This is a genomic window from Murdochiella massiliensis (assembly GCF_900059565.1).
Taxonomy (GTDB): domain Bacteria; phylum Bacillota; class Clostridia; order Tissierellales; family Peptoniphilaceae; genus Murdochiella; species Murdochiella massiliensis.
Window position 1 is genome coordinate 1,061,093 of the sequence record NZ_FIZW01000002.1, and the last position, 19,674, is coordinate 1,080,766.

The 19,674-nt window shown below is 48.5% G+C and carries 22 protein-coding genes; 21 read left to right on the forward strand and 1 reads right to left on the reverse strand.

All coding sequences use genetic code 11. The features are described 5' to 3' along the window. Nucleotides 1–6: 6 nt before the first annotated feature. From BN3910_RS06410 to BN3910_RS06500, 19 genes are all read left to right on the forward strand, one after another. A complete protein-coding gene (locus tag BN3910_RS06410; RefSeq protein WP_066925576.1) occupies nt 7–3,321 on the forward strand; it encodes a phage tail spike protein in 3,315 nt (1,104 codons plus the stop codon). 12 nt (nt 3,322–3,333) lie between these two features. Further along, a complete protein-coding gene (locus BN3910_RS06415) occupies nt 3,334–4,023 on the forward strand; it encodes a hypothetical protein (protein WP_066925579.1) in 690 nt (229 codons plus the stop codon). 107 nt (nt 4,024–4,130) lie between these two features. After that, on the forward strand, nt 4,131–4,412 hold the full coding sequence (locus tag BN3910_RS06420; protein ID WP_066925582.1) for a hypothetical protein: 282 nt from the start codon (nt 4,131–4,133) through the stop codon (nt 4,410–4,412). A 145-nt stretch (nt 4,413–4,557) separates the two neighbouring features. After that, nucleotides 4,558–4,920 carry a hypothetical protein gene (locus BN3910_RS06425; protein ID WP_066925585.1) on the forward strand — a complete coding sequence of 121 codons (363 nt, stop codon included), beginning with the start codon at nt 4,558–4,560 and terminating at the stop codon, nt 4,918–4,920. After that, the gene (locus BN3910_RS06430) at nt 4,917–5,147 is read left to right on the forward strand and encodes a hypothetical protein (protein WP_066925588.1); all 231 of its coding nucleotides are present in this window, start codon (nt 4,917–4,919) and stop codon (nt 5,145–5,147) included. Before BN3910_RS06425 ends, BN3910_RS06430 begins: the two co-directional genes overlap by 4 nt. Nucleotides 5,148–5,158: 11 nt before the next feature. After that, on the forward strand, nt 5,159–5,842 hold the full coding sequence (locus BN3910_RS06435) for a hypothetical protein (RefSeq protein WP_066925591.1): 684 nt from the start codon (nt 5,159–5,161) through the stop codon (nt 5,840–5,842). Between the two features lie 10 nt (nt 5,843–5,852). Further along, complete coding sequence (locus BN3910_RS06440) at nt 5,853–6,398, forward strand: hypothetical protein (protein WP_066925593.1); 546 nt, start codon at nt 5,853–5,855, stop codon at nt 6,396–6,398. Nucleotides 6,399–6,411: 13 nt separating this feature from the next. Beyond that, a complete protein-coding gene (locus tag BN3910_RS06445) occupies nt 6,412–6,858 on the forward strand; it encodes a hypothetical protein (protein WP_066925596.1) in 447 nt (148 codons plus the stop codon). A 15-nt stretch (nt 6,859–6,873) separates the two neighbouring features. Beyond that, the gene (locus BN3910_RS06450) at nt 6,874–7,602 is read left to right on the forward strand and encodes a hypothetical protein (RefSeq protein WP_066925599.1); all 729 of its coding nucleotides are present in this window, start codon (nt 6,874–6,876) and stop codon (nt 7,600–7,602) included. A gap of 90 nt (nt 7,603–7,692) precedes the next feature. After that, on the forward strand, nt 7,693–7,989 hold the full coding sequence (locus BN3910_RS06455) for a type II toxin-antitoxin system RelE/ParE family toxin (RefSeq protein WP_066925601.1): 297 nt from the start codon (nt 7,693–7,695) through the stop codon (nt 7,987–7,989). Nucleotides 7,990–8,010: 21 nt separating this feature from the next. Further along, nucleotides 8,011–8,334: a HigA family addiction module antitoxin gene (locus BN3910_RS06460; RefSeq protein ID WP_066925604.1), complete on the forward strand. Its 324-nt coding sequence runs from the start codon at nt 8,011–8,013 to the stop codon at nt 8,332–8,334. A 73-nt stretch (nt 8,335–8,407) separates the two neighbouring features. Further along, nucleotides 8,408–9,313 (forward strand): GH25 family lysozyme, encoded by a 906-nt coding sequence (locus BN3910_RS06465; protein WP_066925606.1) that lies wholly within the window; start codon nt 8,408–8,410, stop codon nt 9,311–9,313. Then, nucleotides 9,310–9,540 carry a phage holin gene (locus tag BN3910_RS06470; protein WP_066925609.1) on the forward strand — a complete coding sequence of 77 codons (231 nt, stop codon included), beginning with the start codon at nt 9,310–9,312 and terminating at the stop codon, nt 9,538–9,540. The genes BN3910_RS06465 and BN3910_RS06470 overlap by 4 nt, the downstream gene beginning before the upstream one ends. A 414-nt stretch (nt 9,541–9,954) precedes the next feature. Continuing rightward, complete coding sequence (locus BN3910_RS06475) at nt 9,955–10,149, forward strand: hypothetical protein (protein WP_066925612.1); 195 nt, start codon at nt 9,955–9,957, stop codon at nt 10,147–10,149. Between the two features lie 413 nt (nt 10,150–10,562). Further along, a complete protein-coding gene (locus BN3910_RS06480; RefSeq protein WP_066925615.1) occupies nt 10,563–10,823 on the forward strand; it encodes a type II toxin-antitoxin system HicA family toxin in 261 nt (86 codons plus the stop codon). After that, nucleotides 10,816–11,154, forward strand: a complete 339-nt coding sequence (locus tag BN3910_RS06485) for a type II toxin-antitoxin system HicB family antitoxin (protein ID WP_066925618.1) — start codon at nt 10,816–10,818, stop codon at nt 11,152–11,154. Before BN3910_RS06480 ends, BN3910_RS06485 begins: the two co-directional genes overlap by 8 nt. Before the next feature lie 106 nt (nt 11,155–11,260). After that, a complete protein-coding gene (locus tag BN3910_RS06490; RefSeq protein ID WP_075968007.1) occupies nt 11,261–12,313 on the forward strand; it encodes a glycosyltransferase family 2 protein in 1,053 nt (350 codons plus the stop codon). Nucleotides 12,314–12,318: 5 nt separating this feature from the next. Further along, nucleotides 12,319–13,929, forward strand: coding sequence for a hypothetical protein (locus BN3910_RS06495; protein WP_148417348.1), 1,611 nt, complete (start codon nt 12,319–12,321; stop codon nt 13,927–13,929). A gap of 84 nt (nt 13,930–14,013) precedes the next feature. Continuing rightward, the gene (locus tag BN3910_RS06500) at nt 14,014–14,517 is read left to right on the forward strand and encodes a hypothetical protein (RefSeq protein WP_066925623.1); all 504 of its coding nucleotides are present in this window, start codon (nt 14,014–14,016) and stop codon (nt 14,515–14,517) included. 165 nt (nt 14,518–14,682) lie between these two features. On the opposite strand, the gene hutH is transcribed toward BN3910_RS06500, so the two are convergent. Further along, the gene (gene hutH, locus BN3910_RS06505; RefSeq protein WP_066925626.1) at nt 14,683–16,224 is read right to left on the reverse strand and encodes a histidine ammonia-lyase; all 1,542 of its coding nucleotides are present in this window, start codon (nt 16,222–16,224) and stop codon (nt 14,683–14,685) included. 79 nt (nt 16,225–16,303) lie between these two features. On the opposite strand from hutH, the gene BN3910_RS06510 reads away from it, so the two are divergent. Both BN3910_RS06510 and BN3910_RS06515 read left to right on the forward strand, forming a co-directional pair. Further along, nucleotides 16,304–16,537 carry a hypothetical protein gene (locus BN3910_RS06510; protein WP_148417349.1) on the forward strand — a complete coding sequence of 78 codons (234 nt, stop codon included), beginning with the start codon at nt 16,304–16,306 and terminating at the stop codon, nt 16,535–16,537. Nucleotides 16,538–16,590: 53 nt separating this feature from the next. Further along, the gene (locus tag BN3910_RS06515; RefSeq protein WP_066925632.1) at nt 16,591–19,602 is read left to right on the forward strand and encodes a BTAD domain-containing putative transcriptional regulator; all 3,012 of its coding nucleotides are present in this window, start codon (nt 16,591–16,593) and stop codon (nt 19,600–19,602) included. Nucleotides 19,603–19,674: the final 72 nt, after the last annotated feature.

The window sequence follows — 19,674 nt, forward strand, 5'->3', positions numbered from 1 at the left end:
ATAGCTATGGGAACGTACCTTTTTGACCGACGGCTTTCGGTTATCGATGTCCTACCAAACGACATTCTGACAGAGAGTGATCAGATCGCCGAAAGAGCCGGTCTTATCACGCATAGCGTGAACGCAAAATACACAGAAAGTCTGGACAAAGCCGCGTACTTCGGGATGCGAGATCCACTCGATCGTGGCAATTTCTGGATATATAAAATCGTGACGCGCAAAAAAGAAGGATACGAGATCATCGTCGACGGCATCTATAAACTTTTCGACGATCTAAAGGCACAGGATTATATCAAAGACGCAAGGCCACAAAAGACGGGATTTGACGCGGCAATCGCTCCCGTTTTGCAAGGATCCGGGTGGAACATGGCGCAAAACAGCGTCTCCGGCATCGCCTCAACGAATTTTTACTACACATCGCGTCTTCATGCCTTTTGGGACGCGATCAAAACGTGGCGATGTGAATTTAAGCCAAAAATCACATTCACGAATGGCAAAATTGTTGCACAGGAACTCTACTTTGCCGACAGCTTTGACGAGGACTTCGGACGCCTCTACGTCTACGGAGATCGGCTTCTGACTGTCACGGCAAGTGCTTCGGAAGAGGAACTCTACACAGCCTTTATCGGACGCGGAAAAGGGGAAGAGAAAAAAGACGAAAGCGGAGAGGCTACAGGAGGCTATGGAAGAAAAATCACCTTTAAGGATATCGCATGGAGTAAGGCAAAAGGTGATCCTTTAGATAAGCCACTCGGGCAGGAGTACATCGAAATTCCGAGTGCAACCGCACTGTATGGCTACGCAGACGGGAAGCCGAGAATCGGCTTCGTTGAGTTTAACGACGTGGAAGATCCGGCGGAGCTACTGCGGCTCACCTATGACTACGCAATGACGCATAGCCGACCAATGGTGCAATTCAAATCGACCGTGTTTGATGATCGCAGAATCAGTTTGTACGAGGTTGTCCGGATTAAAAACCCGGTCTTAAATATCGCCTACAAGACGCACGTCTTTAAGTCAAAGCGATCTTTTCTTCTTCCGGCGAAGCAAGAAATTGAGTTCGGCGAGCAGCTTGTGAAAAGCCCGGCACAGCAAACGGCAGATGGAAAACGTGCAGCGGAAAAGGAAAAGGCCGCGCAGGAAAGCTACATCGCGTCGATCGCAAAAGCACTCACGGAGCAGTGGCTTAATGAGGACGGCTACAATTACGACCTAAAGGCCGACAATCCATATCACCTTCCGGCTGGCTTCTACTCTTTTAACGCACCGATCGAAAAGAATCCTTCAAAAATGATCGGCATGAGCGCCGGAAAACTCGTCATATCGAACGAAAAGAATCCGGACGGATCATGGAAGATCTACACTTTCGGAACGGGCGACGGCTTTACTGCAAACCTCATCCGTGCAGGCATGCTACAGGGCGGCGGCGTTAAGTGGAATCTGGAGACGGGTTATCTCAATATCGGCGATAAACTCATCTACGACCCATCTACCGGAGAACTCCATCTCGCACAAGGCTCGGTCACGATTGATGCGCTGGACGAGGACACAAAAGGCAAAATCAACCAGGCGATCGAGTTATCCGGAGCAATCACGGACACATCCACTGAGTATGCGATGGGCGGATGCGGAAATGCTGCACCGATGGATGGTTGGAGCGAGAATGCGCTTTTAACCCTGGCGGATAAAAACGACGGGGTGAATCTTCCGTACAACGGCGATGTTGCGATCAGTGCCATGCGCCAAGAAAAAATGCGTGCGATCAAAAAGGACGGGTCTTTTAGTGACTCGTCTTTTTCTTTGAGTGAGCTTCTGCCCGATCGCTTTTATGTCTACGTCGATCAGCTGCCGGCAACGCTTAGCGGGTGGGAATCCTCCATCCCGACCTACTACACGGGGACAGCAAACCCGGTCGGAACGCTTAAGCGCTTTTACATCGAGCATTACACGGACGGTGGTTTCCAAAAGCTCTTTAAGACGGGATGCCTTTGGATGCGCACAGTCTATAAATGCTCGGACGGGACAGTGAAGTACTCACCGGCTGAGCGTGTTGGGAAAGACGGAAAGCGAGCTTATGTCCATATCGCTTACGCAGACGATGATAAAGGGAGCGGTCTTAGCTTTGATGACGCAGATAAAGCCTACATGGGGCAGTACACCGATCAGGATCCGGAAACATCCACCGACGCTACGCGCTACAAGTGGACACGAATCCGTGGCAAAGACGGGACAATCGGAAAAGACGGGCGTGGCGTAAAAAACACCATCACGCAGTATGCGACCATGTACGGTAGCGGGAAACCAGGCACAGCTGGATGGTCGGACATCCCACCTACCACGTGGCCGGACAGTGCGACAATCTGGCAACGCTTGAAGATCACGTATACCGACGGGAGCATCGGCTACACCGAGCCCGAGAAATTCTCGTCGGAGGCGATGAAAGACCTGCGACAGAAGATGAACTCGATCGAGAGCGGCTACACCGAGATCAAAAATGGTCAGGCACGCTTTGTGACCAAAACGCAGCTTGGAACGGTCGGGGAAACGGCGATCAACGGCTACAACATCACGACCGGCGCGATACGATCGCAAAATGGCGCGACAAACATTGACCTTAACGGCTCGAATTTCAATTTTGGCTATGGCTCGATGACATACACGCCGACGGATGGCCTTCGCATTGGCGGCGATCGCTTTTATATGACATCTGATGACAAGTGCTTTGCGATCCACTCACGCGAGTGGGCGAACGGGCGTCTTGGTGGATTTCGCGGGACAACAAACCCGAGCGGTCAAACGTCCGGCGTCATGCTCTATGCGTCGCATGGCTTTAATCTTTCCATCGGTACGCAGCTTGATCAGAGCGATAGTGGCTACAAGCAGCACATCATCTTTTTTCACACATCGCAAGGGCCGTGGTCTGAGGTGCGCGAAGATATGATTGTCAAGGCAAAAATGTGGGCAGTAGCCGGTGCGATGATCCGGGCAACGGAAATGGCATCAAGCTCAGACATTCGCTTAAAAAAAGACATTAAGCCGTGGGACGTCCGTGCGCTTGACGTGATTGATGCGACGGACTTCATCCGCTTTCGCTGGAAAGAGGGGAATGACACGAAGGAGCACTACGGTGTAAGCGCACAGTCCATTCCCATGGCTCAGGTGAAGCGAGAAGATGGCTACCTTGCGGTGGATGGCTACACCATGAGCGCCATCAATGGCAAGGCGATACAGGAGCTATCCAGCGAGATAAAACGCCTGAAAGAAGAAAACGAAGAAATGAGAAAAGAACTCGAAAGCCTAGAAAAGAACTCGAAAGCCTAAAGGAGGCAATAAATGACCTTATCCAATGAAGCTAAGAAAATCTCCTACGTACAGATGAACATTTTATTTCCTGGCAGCGGCTACATCGCCTTCGTTGCAGACGGAAAAGAATGTCGCGCGGCGTTTAGCGATGTGGCCGCCGAGGCAGAAAGCCTTCTTAACGCCTTACCGGGACTTCGAAGCCTTGAGCAGAAAGAAATTGCGACACTAAAAGAGGAAAAAGAAGTGGCCTTCGCCGAAGCGGCAGAAGAACGAAAAAAAGCGGGAGTGGCCGAAGAAAAAGCACGCATCGCCGAAGCGAATCTGAAGCGTGCGCAAGACCATTTGGCTGAACTCTTAACGGGAACACCGGGAGCGGTTATGACCGATGAGATGGCCGCACAGTATCCGGAACTGAAGGATGGCATCGCAATCGACGCGGGAGACTACTACCGAGAAGAGGGTGGTAAAGTCCTGTACCGTGCCAAAAAAGACATGGTATACGACAGCTCCACCATGGCGCCGACTGGCGAGCATGGAAGTGAGTACTGGATTGGTGGCGGTCTACAGGAAGATAAGCCGCCTACAAGCGAGTACAAGTATCCGAAGGGCACCGAGAAAGAGTATATGGGCACCATGTATTATGCGTGCGTGGACACCAACGAAGAGCCGTCAGTAGGCTATCCGACTTGGGACTTACTGGCCAACAAACCGAAAGACTAAAAAGCTATAGCGCCGTATCCTGCAGCGGCATGACAAAAGAAGACCTAACCGAAGCCCTACGACAACTCCTCCCGTGGGGCTTTTGCGTTGGGAGAAAGGATGATGCGATGGAACAAGATAAAACAACCATGGAAGTAGTGGACGCCCGTGTCAAACGCCATGACACGGTACTAAACGAGCACGAAGGGCGCATCCGCGACTTGGAGCGAAACTACTCGGCAGAGTACCAGTGGCGTCAGGCGACAGATAAAACCTTAACGGCAATCAATGCAAAACTGGAGACACTCGTTTCCGCCGACGGAAAGACGTATCATACGGCAAAACTTGCGGTAATCACGACTTTTGTAAGCACAATTGTCGGATATATCGTCGGCGTTTTGCTTAGATAAGGCGATTTCCTTCTACGGCGCACCAGACGCGTGATACGGCGTTTTTATACGTTTGGCATGTAACGACATGGGATGGCCTACAAAACGTCCGTGTGGCACGTCTGACAGCGCTGTTTTCTGAGGAAAAGAACAGAAAGGACTTAGGATGGAAGTTTTAAGCATAAAAGGGGATACAACCATCCGCTGGTTTCGCGGTGACACAAAAACCGTGTCAATTTTCGTCTCATCGGCGTGCAGTGATGCCGAAGAAAGTACGCTTAGAGGTATGCGCGTGACCTTTACCGCCCGGGCAAGGTTCGGTGGAAAAAAGGTGCTTGAAAAATCGGCAATCGTTGGTGACGGTTCAGTGTCGCTTAACTTTACGCATGAGGAAACACGGATACTTCCCCCGGGACAGTACACCTACGACATCGAGCTTCGAAAAGAAGATTACTCCGTTGTCTGCACATTGTACACCGGCACGCTGATTATCGAAGCGGATGTGACGAGAAGAGAGGATGGTGCATGATGGGCGAATGTTTATGTTGTGAGGAATCGATGCGCCGAGGCGTACAAGCGACGGTTTGTGATGGATCGTCAAAGACCATCGTCATTGATGTTATTGCACAGGGAGAGAAGGGCGACAAAGGGGATAGCGCAGAACTTACGGAAGAGCAGATGCAAGAGATCAAAGATAGCGTTTCCGATACACTAATCGGCGCGATTCCGGAAGATGAACTACTGAGAATGCTTTAAGGAGGCAAAACATGGCAGAGACGAAAAAGTTTTTGGATGCGCAGGGCACACAGAAAGTGATTGATTGGGCGAAGGGAAAGTTTATCCAGGAAGAGGCGAACAAAGGCCTATCCGAAGAAAACTTTACGCCGGCATACAAAGAGCAGTTAGACAATCTCGTATCGACTTATGCAACGCAGGCCGATATGACGACCAAACTTGCTGGGAAAGTGGATGCAGTTTCCGGGAAGACGCTTACCACAAACGACTACACCACGCCTGAAAAACAGAAACTTGCCGGGATTGCATCGGGCGCGAATGCGAACGTCATTGAAACGGTAAAGGTTAACGGGACGAACCAAACCGTGTCGGGAAAAGCGGTCGATATTAAGATGCCGACGAAGGTGTCGGAACTCACGAATGACCAGAATTTTGCCACCATTTCACAGGTGACGGATGCGGTTTCTAAAGCCGGGAAACTCACGAAAGAAATTGTGACAACACTACCCGCTGCATCATCGGCAAAAGACAATGTCATCTACATGGTGAAAAATAGTGGTGGTGTATCAGGCGATGCCTACAGCGAGTATATGCTTGTGAACGGCGCAATGGAAAAAATCGGCACGACCGCAACGGAGGTTGATCTATCGAACTATGTGACGTATGACGACGTGCAGGGGATTACCAAGGCAGAGCTTGACGAAATTTTGAAGTAGGCGGTGCGCTATGGCAAAAGATGACCTTAAACTAAAAGACCTTTTCACGCGTCTTGTGAACTGGATAAAGGGGAAGTTTTCGGAGCAGGACACAAAGATTGCAGCGAACAAATACACCCTCCCACAGGCGACGGAAACGTCGCTTGGTGGGGTACGGTTGCTGAACAAATTTACCGATGAGCCAAGCCTAAGTGATAGGTATCGTGCGGCTACAGTAAATTATGTTATTGCAGCCAAGAGATCAATGCAAGCAGACATAGGCATGGTCTTAAGTACTACCGTCACAAAAGATGAGTTTGACAGCAAAGTTTCCCCGGCAACGGCTTCCAAAGATGGTACAGTAAAACTCCTGGACAATCAAGATTCCGTCCTCTACTCCCAATACCAAGGAACCGCCGCCGGGGTGTCGCATGTGGATAACGTCGTGAAGAGTTTCGAAGTTGGTATGAACGCACAGCTGAATCTCAAGCAAGACAAAATCAAAATCGTAACCACTGAACCGACCGCATCCTCCACAGCCAGTGACCCGGAGGGGACGATCTACTTTAAGGTGTAGGGGGTGGTGTGACATGGCAGAATATATGACATGGGAAAGAATGACGTATCTTCTTCAGAAAGCTGGGATACGACTAAAGGGTGCGTCAGAATTAGACGATTATTCCTATTTTTCGACGAGCAGGGTGATGTGTCCACTTTTTTCCAATGGCGACACGGGAAAAGATACGAATCCTGTCGCAGGGCACTTCTATGCATATTCGGCCGCGGCTGATGCTTATGAAGAAATCGCCGACGAATGTGATTTTGCCTACTTTACGTCAGGAGAATACACCAAAGGCTTTTCTATCACTAAGGCGAAATTACAGTCCTTAATTGCTCAGTACCCGGATGTACCACCAATCCCTATCTTCGTTGGGATAGACCCTGTGCAGAAGATCTTCTGTCGTGAGGGGGGGGTACTCAAGACCGTACAAAGTGTCTACATCAAGAAGGATGGAGTGGTCAAGAAAATCATGTAGAGTGGGGGTGATGTGATGCCTGAGTACATGACGCTGGAACGACTTAAAGAACTTGAATTCTATATTTATACCGCCGAAGACCCTAACAAAGAATTGGAAAGGCCGACTTATCCATTGATGGCAGACGGTACTTTCGGTGAAGCCGAAGAGCCTGTGCAAGGACGGTTTTATGCCGCAGGTTCGTCGTACGACCGACTTAAAAGCGGGAAAACAGACTACATCATTGTTTATTGTTGCAAGTCAAAGATATATATATCTTTTGACCCGGACTATTCTCGCAATGCTATAAATGGGACAATCGAAGCACGCCCAGAGTGGTTTGATGAAACAAAAGTTGGTCCTTATCCCGGCGGTGCCCGGGAAGTAGAATATTCAAAATATGGCACAAAACCGGATTGTATTTTCCTTGGCGATGGCGGAATTGCGAAACTTCAGTTTGATGAACGTGATGCGCCAAAATTTAATAGACTGTACATGAAATACGATTCTATCTACAAAAAATACGATCTCCTGTTTTTTTTCGAAAACAAGCCTTACTCCAGTTACCCGTATACAAAGTGGTCGTTCAGAAAAAGCAGACTTACAGAGAAAGAACTCCTTGCCGCATACAACCCACCGCCGCGATTTCCCGCCATCTTCGTCAAATCCAAGCGCATCGGCGGCCTATGGGTTAAGCGAAACCAACAGCTGGTTAAGCCGTCCGGGGTGTATGTGAAGCAGGGCGGGACGGTGAAAAAGCTGTAGCGACATTGCCTTTCACGTTGAAAAATCATTGTTCTTTTGGTATCCTATATTTACCTCAAAGGTAAAGAAAAAAAGGAGAGAATACCACCCATGCTTATCACCTACAAAAGCCGAATGCTAATGAAAATATGTACACAGGCTTCTGTAGCAGAAAAGAAGTATGGCGTCCGTATGGCAGAAAAAATCCAACAGAGAGTAGACGAACTAAGCGCCGCGGATTCGGTAGAGATGATGGTTAAGTTTCATATCGGTCGCTGTCATGCGCTTAGTGGAAATCGAAAAGGGCAGTATGCCCTTGATCTCGTTCATCCCTATCGGCTGATTTTCGCGAAGAGGGAAGAAGAGATTACTCTTGTTGAGATACAGGAAATTGTGGATTATCACTGATGCTAAAGAGGAGGAAGAACAATGATTAAGAGTAAAACATTCATCGCAACGCCTCCCGGGGCGACGCTAAAAGAACAGCTTGAAGAGCGCAATATGACGCAAACCGAGTTTGCATCTATGCTGGGTATTACGCAAAAGCACATGAGCAACCTCATCCATGGGAAGACCGCACTCACACAGGAGATGGCAAGAAAGTTGGAGCTGGCTTTAGGCGTTCCGGCGACATTCTGGATGAATTTAGAAACCATCTACCAGCAGAAACGGATTCGCGCAGAAGAAGAGAACGCAAGGGATAAGGCAAGAGGACGTGGAGCGTCTATGCCCATATATTTCCAGCACAAGTAAAAAGCAATACCAACAGCGAGAGGACGCGATGCCAAATGGCACCGCGTTTTTTCATGCCCTGAAAGGAGGCAGTATGACGAAGAAAGTCATTGATATCAGTAACCACAACGGCCACATAAACTGGCAGAAACTAAAAGCTGACGGAATCACGGGGGTGATCATCCGTGCAGGCTATGGGTGGTACAACGCAGATTTATCCTTCGCACGAAACGTGAAGGAAGCGCAGGAACACGGTTTTGATTATGGCCTGTATTTCTACACCTACGCAACCGAGATGGACGAGGCACGGCAGGAAATCGCCGGATTTCTTCATGCCATTCGCGGTCTGAAACCGACCTACCCGGTGATCATTGACACTGAGGATGATGACAAATGGCGTGCAAAAAACGGCAACCCGTCATGGCAGACGACGGCAGATATGCTGGTCATGCAACTACAGGCAATCGAATCTGCAGGCTACTACGCCATGTGGTACACGAGCAAATATTGGGCGCAGAATCTCTATCGGTGCCGACCGGACCTGAAGAACTATGATCTATGGCTTGCACAGTGGGATGTAGGCCGCCCTGACCTACCGTGCGGGATGTGGCAGTACACAAACTACGGCGCACAGTATGGTGCCGGCATCGAGCGGAGCGATCTCAATGTCTCGTATGTCGATTATCCCGATGTAATCAAGCGGGCTGGCCTCAACGGCTGGCCGAAGATGAAAGGAAAAAACATGATGCTAAAAGATAAACACGTGGTGATCTGCTTTAAGAATGACGGCGATCTGTCAAACGCCTTGGCACTTTTCAACGCACTAAACGGCCTATGCAAAACCCTTGACCTTAGACGCGGAGACCCGGACAACGCGACGAAGTACGTCATTCAGGTCGGTGGTGCGACGGTTGCCCATGCGGACAAGGTACTGTCCGGGAAAGACCGTCGTGCGGTGGCGGTAGAAGTTGGAAAATTCATTGTGGAGGTGACAAAATGACGAACAAACAGTATGACGTATGCAAGCTGGTAATTCAGATTGCCTTCCCAGCGATTATCGCTTGCATCGGAGCAATCGGACAAGCCGTAGCATGGCCATACACGGAAATCACCATGACTATCCTCGGTGCGATTACAGCGTGCGCTGGGACGATTCTCAAGGGCGTACATGACACGTACATGGAAGACAAAATCGTGCTGACGAATTACGATGCGGAAGAACATTAAATAAAGAAGAGGCCGCCCAAATAGGGCGGTCTTTTTTTGTGCAAAAAATCGCGTGACTTATCGTGAGGATTTCAGAAGAAACGTTGAAATATACACATTTAATTGCGATTAAATCGCTTGAAAAGTGTTGACAGCATATAGCGAACGCGCTATAATATATACAGAAAGGAGGTGATGAATTGATAGAGATAATAACAATGATCGCCACAATCATCGGAACGCTGGCAAACGTAATAACGATGATAGTGACGATCAGAGAACAAAAACGAGGGGAATAATCCCCTCGCCCCCTCTGGGGGGCGTATTGTAAGTATACCCATAAAGGAGGAAATATGAAAGAATTACAGCTGATTGTGAGCATCTGCTCTCTTATAACGTCGATCGCCACCCTTGTTATTGTATGGAGAGGATACTATGGCAAAAACAAGTGATGCACAAAAGCGGGCGATAGAGGAATACCGTAAGCGCAACAGAGAGAAAACACGCATAGACGGTTATAGGAGAACGGCAAGACTTTTCATCCGTAGCCATGCCACAGAAGAAGATCTTCAAGAGCTGGAAAAGTTAATCAAAGAACGGCGAAAAATGATAGATGAAAGCGCGGAATAATACCCCGATTACGCTATGGTTTTTGTCCCCATTTTGTCCCCAGTAGGTTGTGAAAGTGGGGACAAATACCGTGAACAAATGTTCGCAATGAGCCTTAGAAATGGCTAAAAATCAACATTTTAAGGTGATTTCGCCAGATCGAAAAAATCGCAAAAAATTTCTGGGGGACAAGGGGTCGCAGGTTCAAATCCTGTCACTCCGAATAGATATGATGGAAACGTTGAGATTTAGCTGTTTCTAAAACGGATGATGCGAAATTGATACGGAAAAAGGAAAGGGACGGTTTTTTAGCCGTCTCTTTTTGCGTCATTATTATTCAGATATGTTAAAGCGCGTACAATACTGTTTGAATGCAACTAAAAATAGTTGCAAATTTCTTTATAGAGTGCTACGCTCAACAAAAGGAGAGCGCTATGACGAAAAAAGACAAGCTTATGCAGAGGATAAAAGCGAAGCCAAAAGATTTTACCTATGAAGAATTAAAGAGCCTTTTATCCTATTTAGGCTATGAAGAACGAAACAAAGGAAAAACTAGCGGCTCTCGTGTTGCATATTATAAAGAGAATTTTCCAACGCTGATTCTCCACAAGCCGCATGGAAGGAAAGAATTGCTTACGTATCAGATAAAAGTCATTTTAGAGGCATTAGGAGAAATGGGGGAACTTGATGGATAACGTATTACGATATAAAGACTATATTGGCACCTTAGAATACTCGGAAGAGGATGGAGTTTTTTATGGAAAAGTTACAGGCATTCGTTCTTTGATTTCTTATGAAGGAGAAGACGCAAAGTCTCTTATTCGTGATTTTCATGAAGCAGTAGATGCCTATATATTGTTGTGCGAAGAGACCGGGGAAGAGCCGGAAAAACCTTACAAAGGCGGATTTAATGTTCGACTTACTCCTGAACTGCATAAACAGGCAGCCGTGTATTCCCTTCAGCATGGATTGAGTCTTAACGCTTTTGTAAAAAAAGCAATCGAAAGAGAATTAGCAATGAAATAAGCATACTTGAACATCGCACTCTCCCTCTCCATTTTGAAACCTCATGGGACACAAGATCTGCTATGATGAAAAAAAGATCCGAAACGTTTTGTCCAAAGGAGGGGTCATGCGCCCGATACTCTATATCGTCATCCCATGTTACAACGAGGAGAAGGTTCTGCCGGTCACGTTGCCGCTTTTTCTTGCGCAGCGAACGAAGATGGTGGAAGAGGGAAAAATTGATGCGAAAAGTCGCCTTCTTTTTGTCAACGATGGAAGCAAGGATGAGACATGGTCCTTCATTCAACAGGCGGCGCGGGAATACGAAGAGGTGGAAGGTATTTCTCTCAGCCGCAATCGGGGACATCAGAATGCGCTGCTTGCAGGGCTGATGGAGGCCAAGGAAAAGGCGGACATCACCATTTCCATTGACTGCGACGGGCAGGACGACCTTTCCGCTATGGACGAAATGGTGGATGCGTATCGGGACGGCTGCGACATTGTCTATGGCGTGCGGAAAAAACGCGATACGGACACCTGGTTTAAGCGTACCAGCGCACAGACATTTTATAAACTTCTGCGCTGGATGGGCGCAGATGTCGTGTATAATCATGCGGACTATCGCTTGGTATCCAAGCGCGTATTGGATGAATTTTCGGATTTTCGGGAAGTGAATATCTTTTTGCGCGGTATGTTTCCCTTAGTCGGTTTTCGCTGCACCAGTGTTTACTATGATCGCAGTGAACGCATGGCGGGCGAGAGTCATTATCCTCTTCGAAAAATGCTGGCGCTCGCCTTTGACGGCGTAACAAGCCTTAGCGTAAAACCGATTCGTCTTATTACGGGATTTGGGCTTCTCATCTCGTTATTAAGCTTTCTATTGATTATTTGGGTGCTGATTTCGTACTTTACCGGAAATAGTGTCCCCGGTTGGTCCAGCACGGTGCTTTCCACGGCACTTCTTGGCGGGATACAACTCATCTGCTTGGGCGTAATCGGTGAATATGTGGGCAAGATCTATTTGGAAACAAAACGTCGTCCGCGCTATATCGTTGCTGAGCGCACAGAGGAGAAAAACGAGTCGAGTTTTTTTGCGACGGAAAAAATCGCAGGAAACGCAGGAAGTAGCGGATCTGATGGCAGCAAAAACCGTCGAGAGCGAAGGGAAAAATGCTCATGATGCCGATGAATAAACCAAGCGCCGAATCCTCCCTTTCGGGCGAGCTCCACGTTTTGGAACAAACGATGCCTTCGATGACGTCATCGCAAAGATTGCGTCAAGGCATGGCTGCGGTGTATCTTCTGCTTGCCGCTGTACTGTTGATTACGCTGTGTTCCAAATCGTCACCGCTCTATCCGCTCAATGACTGGGTGGATGCCAATTGCTTCTTTACCGTTGGAAAATCTATGTTAAGTGGACTTCTGCCGTATCGCGACCTGTGGGAACAAAAGGGGCCGTTTTTGTATATGCTCCATGCCGTTTCCGCCATGATTTCGTACCGCACTTTTTTCGGCGTATATTTGTTGGAAATCGCTGCGGCATTCGGCTTCCTATGGTATAGCTATCGCGCTTGCCGTGTATTGACCGAAAAATCGATGGTGCTTGTTCTTCTTCCTTTAATGGGCGCACTCGTTTTTTCATCACGGCCCTTTGCACATGGGGACAGTGTCGAACAGCTGGCATTGGCACCGCTTGCCTATGCACTTTATCAGGGGCTGTTGGTAGTGGAAAGAAAACAGCCGATGCACTTTGGACAAGCCGTCGCGATCGGAATCACTTCGGGCATGGTGTTCTGGAGCAAATACACGCTGGTAGGCCTTTATATCGGCTGGATTTTCATGGTGGCGTTTGTCACGGTGAAAGAGGCCGGTATGGGCGCTTTGCTTCGTCTATTTGGAGGAATATTTGTCGGCCTACTGCTGATTACGGTTCCCATCTTGCTTTATTTTCTTCTGCAAGGGGCGCTATCGGATCTCGTTCAGGGCTATTTTATCGATAATTTGTTTTCCTATTCACGTGTTGATGGAGAAGGAAATTCGCTGTTTTCCAACCTGAAAACCGGTTATGGGATTGCCAGGGCAACGCTCGGCCTTGTGTTCAGCATGGGGGCGCTTGGTCTGTTTTGGTGTTTGATTTATCGTCCTTTGCGTACCTTTCTTCACTTGTTGGTTCAGGCGTTTTTTCTGCTGTTCTTTATCTATATTGGTGGACGATTTTATGTTTACTATGCGCTGCCACTCGCTGTTTTTGCCTGTATCGGATGTGCCGCGTTGGTTGAATGGTCAGCCGTCTTTTGGCAACGCGTTTTCAGGAATCGCAGGGGAGTATCGATGGAAACGTCGCAAGAGAACAGGACTAAGGAAAGGCGTGGCGAGCGAAAAGCGCTTTCTTCTTTCGTTCAGGCCGGCATATTGACGTTAGCTTTTGCTGTCAGTTACGCCACGTTTTTCTCACCGAATGCCTATTTGCGAGGAACCGCTCGCGAAGAGTTGCCTCAATATCGCTTTGCGCAACAGATCCAAAAAAAAGAACACCCGACGCTTCTAAATTACGGCTTCCTGGATGGCGGCTTTTACACGGTGACCGGAATCGTACCGAATGTTCGCGCTTTTTGCCGATTGAATCTTCCTTCTTCAGAAATGGAGCAGGAGCAGGAGGATGCGATCCTTGAGAAACGTGTCGATTTCATCGTCACAAGAGGAGAAGAGAGGGAATTTCCCGGTTACCGGCTCATTGATCGTGCAGACTTTTTCTTTGAAGCGCCGCAGCATTATGCGCTATATGAAAAAGAATAAGGCTTTAGGCTCCTGTTTTTAGCATAGAGGGGGGGGTAAATACAATAGCGAAAAGGACATCTTATTATGGAGAAAGGAGCTTTTATGAATACCAAAAGGATGAAACCGGATTGGCATGATTGGCTAAAATGGGCAATTCCTCTGAATATTCTTTGGCAACTGCTCTTTTTTTCTGCTGTCTTTGTCCTTCAACATGAGACATTCATCAATTTTCGTCAAATGACCCCTGAAAAGTGGATGGCAATGACGGAAATTGCTACGCCCCAAAAATCGGGTTCGGTTGACTTCTTTCTTTCCTTCCTCACTTTTGCCAAATGGGTGATTGGCATCCTTTTTGTTGTGACGCTCGTTGTCTATTTGGTTCTGCATTATCGTGAGCAAGGAACCATCCTCAGCAAGCCCTTTGTGATTGGCGGTGTGCTTTGCTTAGGCGCAAGTGGTGTGTTTTACGCCACCTGTATTATGCCGGTGGTGGAATACCCGGCAATTTTTGACTGGGTGAATCTTGAATTTGTATCGCTTTGGCTTGCCGGATTGATTATCGTTGAAGTAAGAAAGCTTTCGTTATCGAGAGACAGCCAAGCATAAGGATAACACGCATAACGACCTGCATTATCCGCAATCGCTCCTTTGACGATGACGAGGAACGTCACTTTGCAGAAAAAAATAGGATTTCGTTTCAGGACAAAACGATAAAAAGGAGAGGAAACCGTGAAGGTTTCCTCTCCTTTTTGTTTTTTCGCTGTACTTGAATTACTGAAGATCCAAGGTCACTTTCTCTTCAACGGCCTTCAGCAGGCTGCCGTCAAGCAGAAGCGCGGTGATCTTCTCGAGCTCATCGTACATTTCCACTTCGTGGTCATCGGCGATGAAGTTGAGTTTTTCACGAACGGCGTCATAAGCAGCTTGCGTACCAACACCGAGTTTGCCGTCGGTCATTTCCTTGCGGAAGTCAATGGCCTGAACCGCAGCGAGCATTTCGGTGGCGACGCAGCGCAGACTGTTGCGGACGATGTCGCGCGCTTTGCGTGCCGCGATGGTGCCCATGGAGACGAAGTCTTCCTGGTTCTCGCAGGACGGAATCGAGTCCACGCTTGCCGGATGGGCAAGAACCTTGTTCTCGGATGCCAGTGAAGCGGCGCTGTACTGCGTGATCATGAAGCCGGAGTTGAGACCCGGATGTTTGACCAAGAAGGACGGGAAGTCAGAAAGCTGATGGTTGACCAAGCGCTCAATGCGGCGTTCGGAGACGTTACCGATTTCGGCTGCACCGATGCCCAGGAAGTCAAACGGCTGTGCCATCGGCTCACCATGGAAGTTACCGCCGGAGATGATCTCGGTGTCGGAAATGACGATCGGGTTATCCGTAGCGGCATTCAATTCGATGGCGACTTTCGATGCGACGTAGTTGATGGTATCTTTGCTTGCACCGTGAATCTGCGGCATGCAACGGAGCGTGTAGGCATCCTGCGTGCGCAATTCGGCAGTATGGGTCAGGTAGGTCGAGCCTTCGGTCAGGTTGCGGATGTTCTTTGCGGTCGCAATGCAGCCGGCATGCGGACGAATGGCATGCAGTTTCTCGTAGAAGGCGTCGATGATACCGCGATGGGCTTCGAGAGAAAGGGCACCGGCGATATCCGACAGCTTTAAGAGCTGCATCGCATCATAGGTGGCAAGAGCGCCGACGGCGGTAAGAACGGTGGTGCCGTTGTTCAGCGCCAAGCCTTCTTTGGCTTCCAGATGGATGGTCTCGATACCGGCTTTCGCCATGGCCTCTTTGCCACTCATGAGCTTGCCTTCGTAGAATGCACGGCCAAGACCCAGCATCGGCAGAACCATATGGGAAAGCGGAGCCAGGTCGCCGCTGGCGCCCAAGGATCCTTTTTCCGGAATGTGCGGAACAACGTTCTTGTTGAGCATATCAATCAGCGTCTGGACGGTGATCAGGCGAACGCCGGAAACACCTTTGACCAGGGAGTTGACACGAATCAGCATGACGGCACGAACTTCGTCTTCATGAAGCGGAGCGCCATCGCCGACGGCATGGGTACGAATCAGGTTTTCCTGCAGCTGTACGCAGTCTTCTTTGGAGATGTGAACATTGTGCAGAGAACCGAAGCCGGTCGTGATACCGTAAACAACACGCTCTTCTTCGACGATTTTTTCGACGATACCGCGGGATTTCTTTACGGCGTCCACTGTTTCAGGGGCCAATTCGACGGTCGCGTGATTGCGTGCAACGGCAACCAGCTGATCCAGCGTCAAATCCGAACCATTCAAAATTACTTTTTCCATGTTTCCTCCTTATTGCTGTTTCATGTTACCTTGTTATTTCCTACTGCCATTCAGAAATCGGGAGAATGGCTTTTTGGCTGTGGCGGACCGACACGGGAACCGTTTTTCCGCCCTTGTCAAACGAAAGACGGTGTTGCGTGCGGTCTATGGCTTGGCAAATAAGCCTTTGCAGGCTCGTCATGCACAGTGTATCGGGCAAGCGTCCAAAGGTAATAAAATATCCGGAACCGATTATCCGCTTTTTCTTTCTAATTTAGCAGGAAAAGAGGAAAACATTGTCTTCTTTTCCGTCAAATCGTGGACGATATTTTGACGTATAGTATAATAGGAGAAGAAATGACGTAGCAGCGTAGAGAGGAGGGGCTCATGACCATACGCATCAAACTATTCGGCGTGCCTCATGTCGAGAGGGATGGCGAACGAATCTTTTTTCCCTATAACAAAATCAATGCCATGATTTATTATTTGGCGGTCAATGAGACCATCACTCGCACCGAAATTGCCGGATTGCTTTGGCCGGATGAGGACGAAGCGATTGCGAAGAAAAATTTACGGAATGCCATTTATCAGGCAAAACGATGCATCGGAGAAGACTTTATCCTCTCTCCGAAGAAACTGTTGCTCGAATTGAACCGCTCGCTCGGCATCGTTTGTGATGCCACACAATTTGCCGAAGATCCCAAAGCCAACTTGGCGCTTTATGAGGGACCCTTTTTGCAGGGCTTTTATGTAAAGGATTCAGAACAATACGATTTTTGGGTGACGCGTATGCGCGGGTTTTACGAGGAAAAGTACATCGCCCATGCCTATCAGCAGCTGGAAAAGGAAATTGAAGAGGGACACAACGAACACGTCGAAAAATCCATCCATACGCTCATCGACATGGATGAATACGACGAACGCAGTGTGCGCCTTCTCATGCGCTATTATGCGAAAACCGGGCGAACCGGCAAAGTCATTGAAACCTATTACAATCTCAAAAAACTCTTGCGTGACGAACTTGGCGTCAGTCCCGATATCGAAACCAAAACGATTTATGAAGAAGCGGTGAATCAGATTGATGTGAGTGAACGACACGTTAATCTCCATGAAGAATTTTTTTACGGCCGCTTCCAGGAGCGTGCGTTGCTGCAGAAGAATTTACAACTTCTGCCGAAGCATCAGGCGAAATCTCAGCTGATTAAAGGAGAGGCCGGCATCGGAAAAAGCGCGCTGTTACGAAAAACCTTGGAAGAAACCGGAGAAAATGCTGTTATTTTGCAGGCCTACTGTTACAATGCCGAGCAGGAATATGCGCTCCGTCCCTTTGCGGTGCTCATTGAGCGCATGGGTGAAGCGCTTGAGCGTTTGGGCATCCCCCTACCCACCTATTGGGACAGCACCATGAAACAACTGTTTCCTCCTCTGGAATCCGCCACCAAGGAATTGTTCTTTCCGGAAGTCAGCAAGGGACTTAACTTTGATTTACTGACGCAGATCTTCCTTGAAGGGATGCGTGAAATTGCACGCTCCCATTCTCTGATTATTGTATTGGAAGACATTCAATGGCTTGATGACGTGTCCGTACGTCTTTTGACTTCCGTCATGCTGCGCATGGAAAAGCATGCGATTTTTTTGCTGACGGCACGTCCGGAGATGAATCGGGAATTAGAAGATGCGCTGGCTACGCTTAACAGCTACGGTCTTGTGGAGTCCATTGTTCTGCATCGCTTTGACCGGGAACAGTCCTTTGCCTTTATCAAGGAAGCACTGAAAAAGCCCGTTTCTTCGGAAATTATGGAAAAAATTTATCAGGAAACGGAAGGCAATCCCTTCTTTTTGACGGAGTACGTGCAGTTGTTGACGACATCCGAAATCGATTCGCTGATGACGGAAAAGATGAAGGACGCGTTGCGGGCGCGCTTTGCGTATTTATCCAAGCCTGAGCGCGATGTTTTGGATCTGGTCAGCTTTTTCTATGATGAGGCGCCGCTTTCCGTATTGACAAATCTGATGGGGCGAAGCGAGTCCGATATTATCGGGTTGATTGAACATTTGGAACACATTAATATTTTGACGGAGCGGGCGCATGAAAGCGACATCGGCATTCGTTTTACGCACGTCAAGCTGAGAGAATACATCTATATGATGCAACCACATTCCAAGTGTCGCGTGATCCACAAGCGCATTGCGCAGATTTTGGAAGATTCACTGAAAATCAAGCCGTCGCTCTACCTCTATTCAAAGCTGGTCTATCACTATACCAGTGCGGAAGAACCGCTCAAAAGCATTCAGTTTGAGCTGGAGATGCTCAATTATTATCTGAACTTTTCGCACGAGCTCTTTCCAATTTTGAGCATCCAGGAAGCGGATGCGGGAGAAGAAGCGTATATTTCCCGTGACCGCCTGCAAAGCATGTTTGAAACGCTCGAAGAAAAGTTTCACGTCCTGCAGAGCAATACCTCCGGTACCGATTTGACGCGTCTGGAAATGCAGTTTTATTACATGAAGGGACGCTATCTTATTCGTGACGGGGCCTATGCGGAAGGGCTTAAAGATATGCGCGAGGCTGTCGGCAAGGCAAAAACGCTCAACGATAAGGACTATGAGCTGGAAGGTTATAAACAGTTCATTTTCTATAATATTCAAACCAACCAGGCGGAAGAGATGCTTTCCTACATTGAAGGCGCGCTGCATTTAGCGGTGCAGTGCAATTACCATAAGGAAATCGGCATTTTGTTGCGCTTGAAAGGCCTATACAACATTATGACCGGCCATCATACGATGGCTGAGCAACTTTTGAACGAATCCATTCAAACCTTTACCGTCACGCCGGAAGTTGCCCGCCGTTATGCCATCAACATTGCAGCAGCGCACAATTACATTGGAGAAATTCGCTTTCATCAGGCGCGCTACGAGGAAGCCTTTCAGGAATTTGAAGAAGCCATTACGCTTTCACGAGATAAGAATGCTCTTTCCGCCATGTCCGTATTCTACATTAATAAAGGGAAGGCGCTTTTCGCATTGGACCGTTATGAAGAGGCCAAGGCCGAATTCGCCCGCGCCTATCCGCTCTACGGCAAATTCGATTCCTTCTGGAAACGTCCCGTTTTGGACGCATATGTGGCTCTTATTGCCTGGAAGGAAGGCGATACGGATAAGGCGGTAACGTCACTGCAACAAGCCCTTGAATTTTCGCAAAAAATGAATGATCCGCGCGCACAAGGAACTGCCTACTATGCGGCGTATCGTTTATTGAAAGAGACCGAAAAGACCCCAGAAGCCGCTCGTTTTGCTGCGGCTTGTGACCGTTCAAAAGAAGAGTATCTGCATGAGGCAATGCTGTTGCTTGATCCGAATCGGGATCATTTTGAGCGCGCATATTTGCAGGAAAGTTAAGCCGAGGGAACAAATCCTATCGGTACGGCGAAAAAAAGAAGAGAAGCCGGTTGTCGGGAAAACGGACAACCG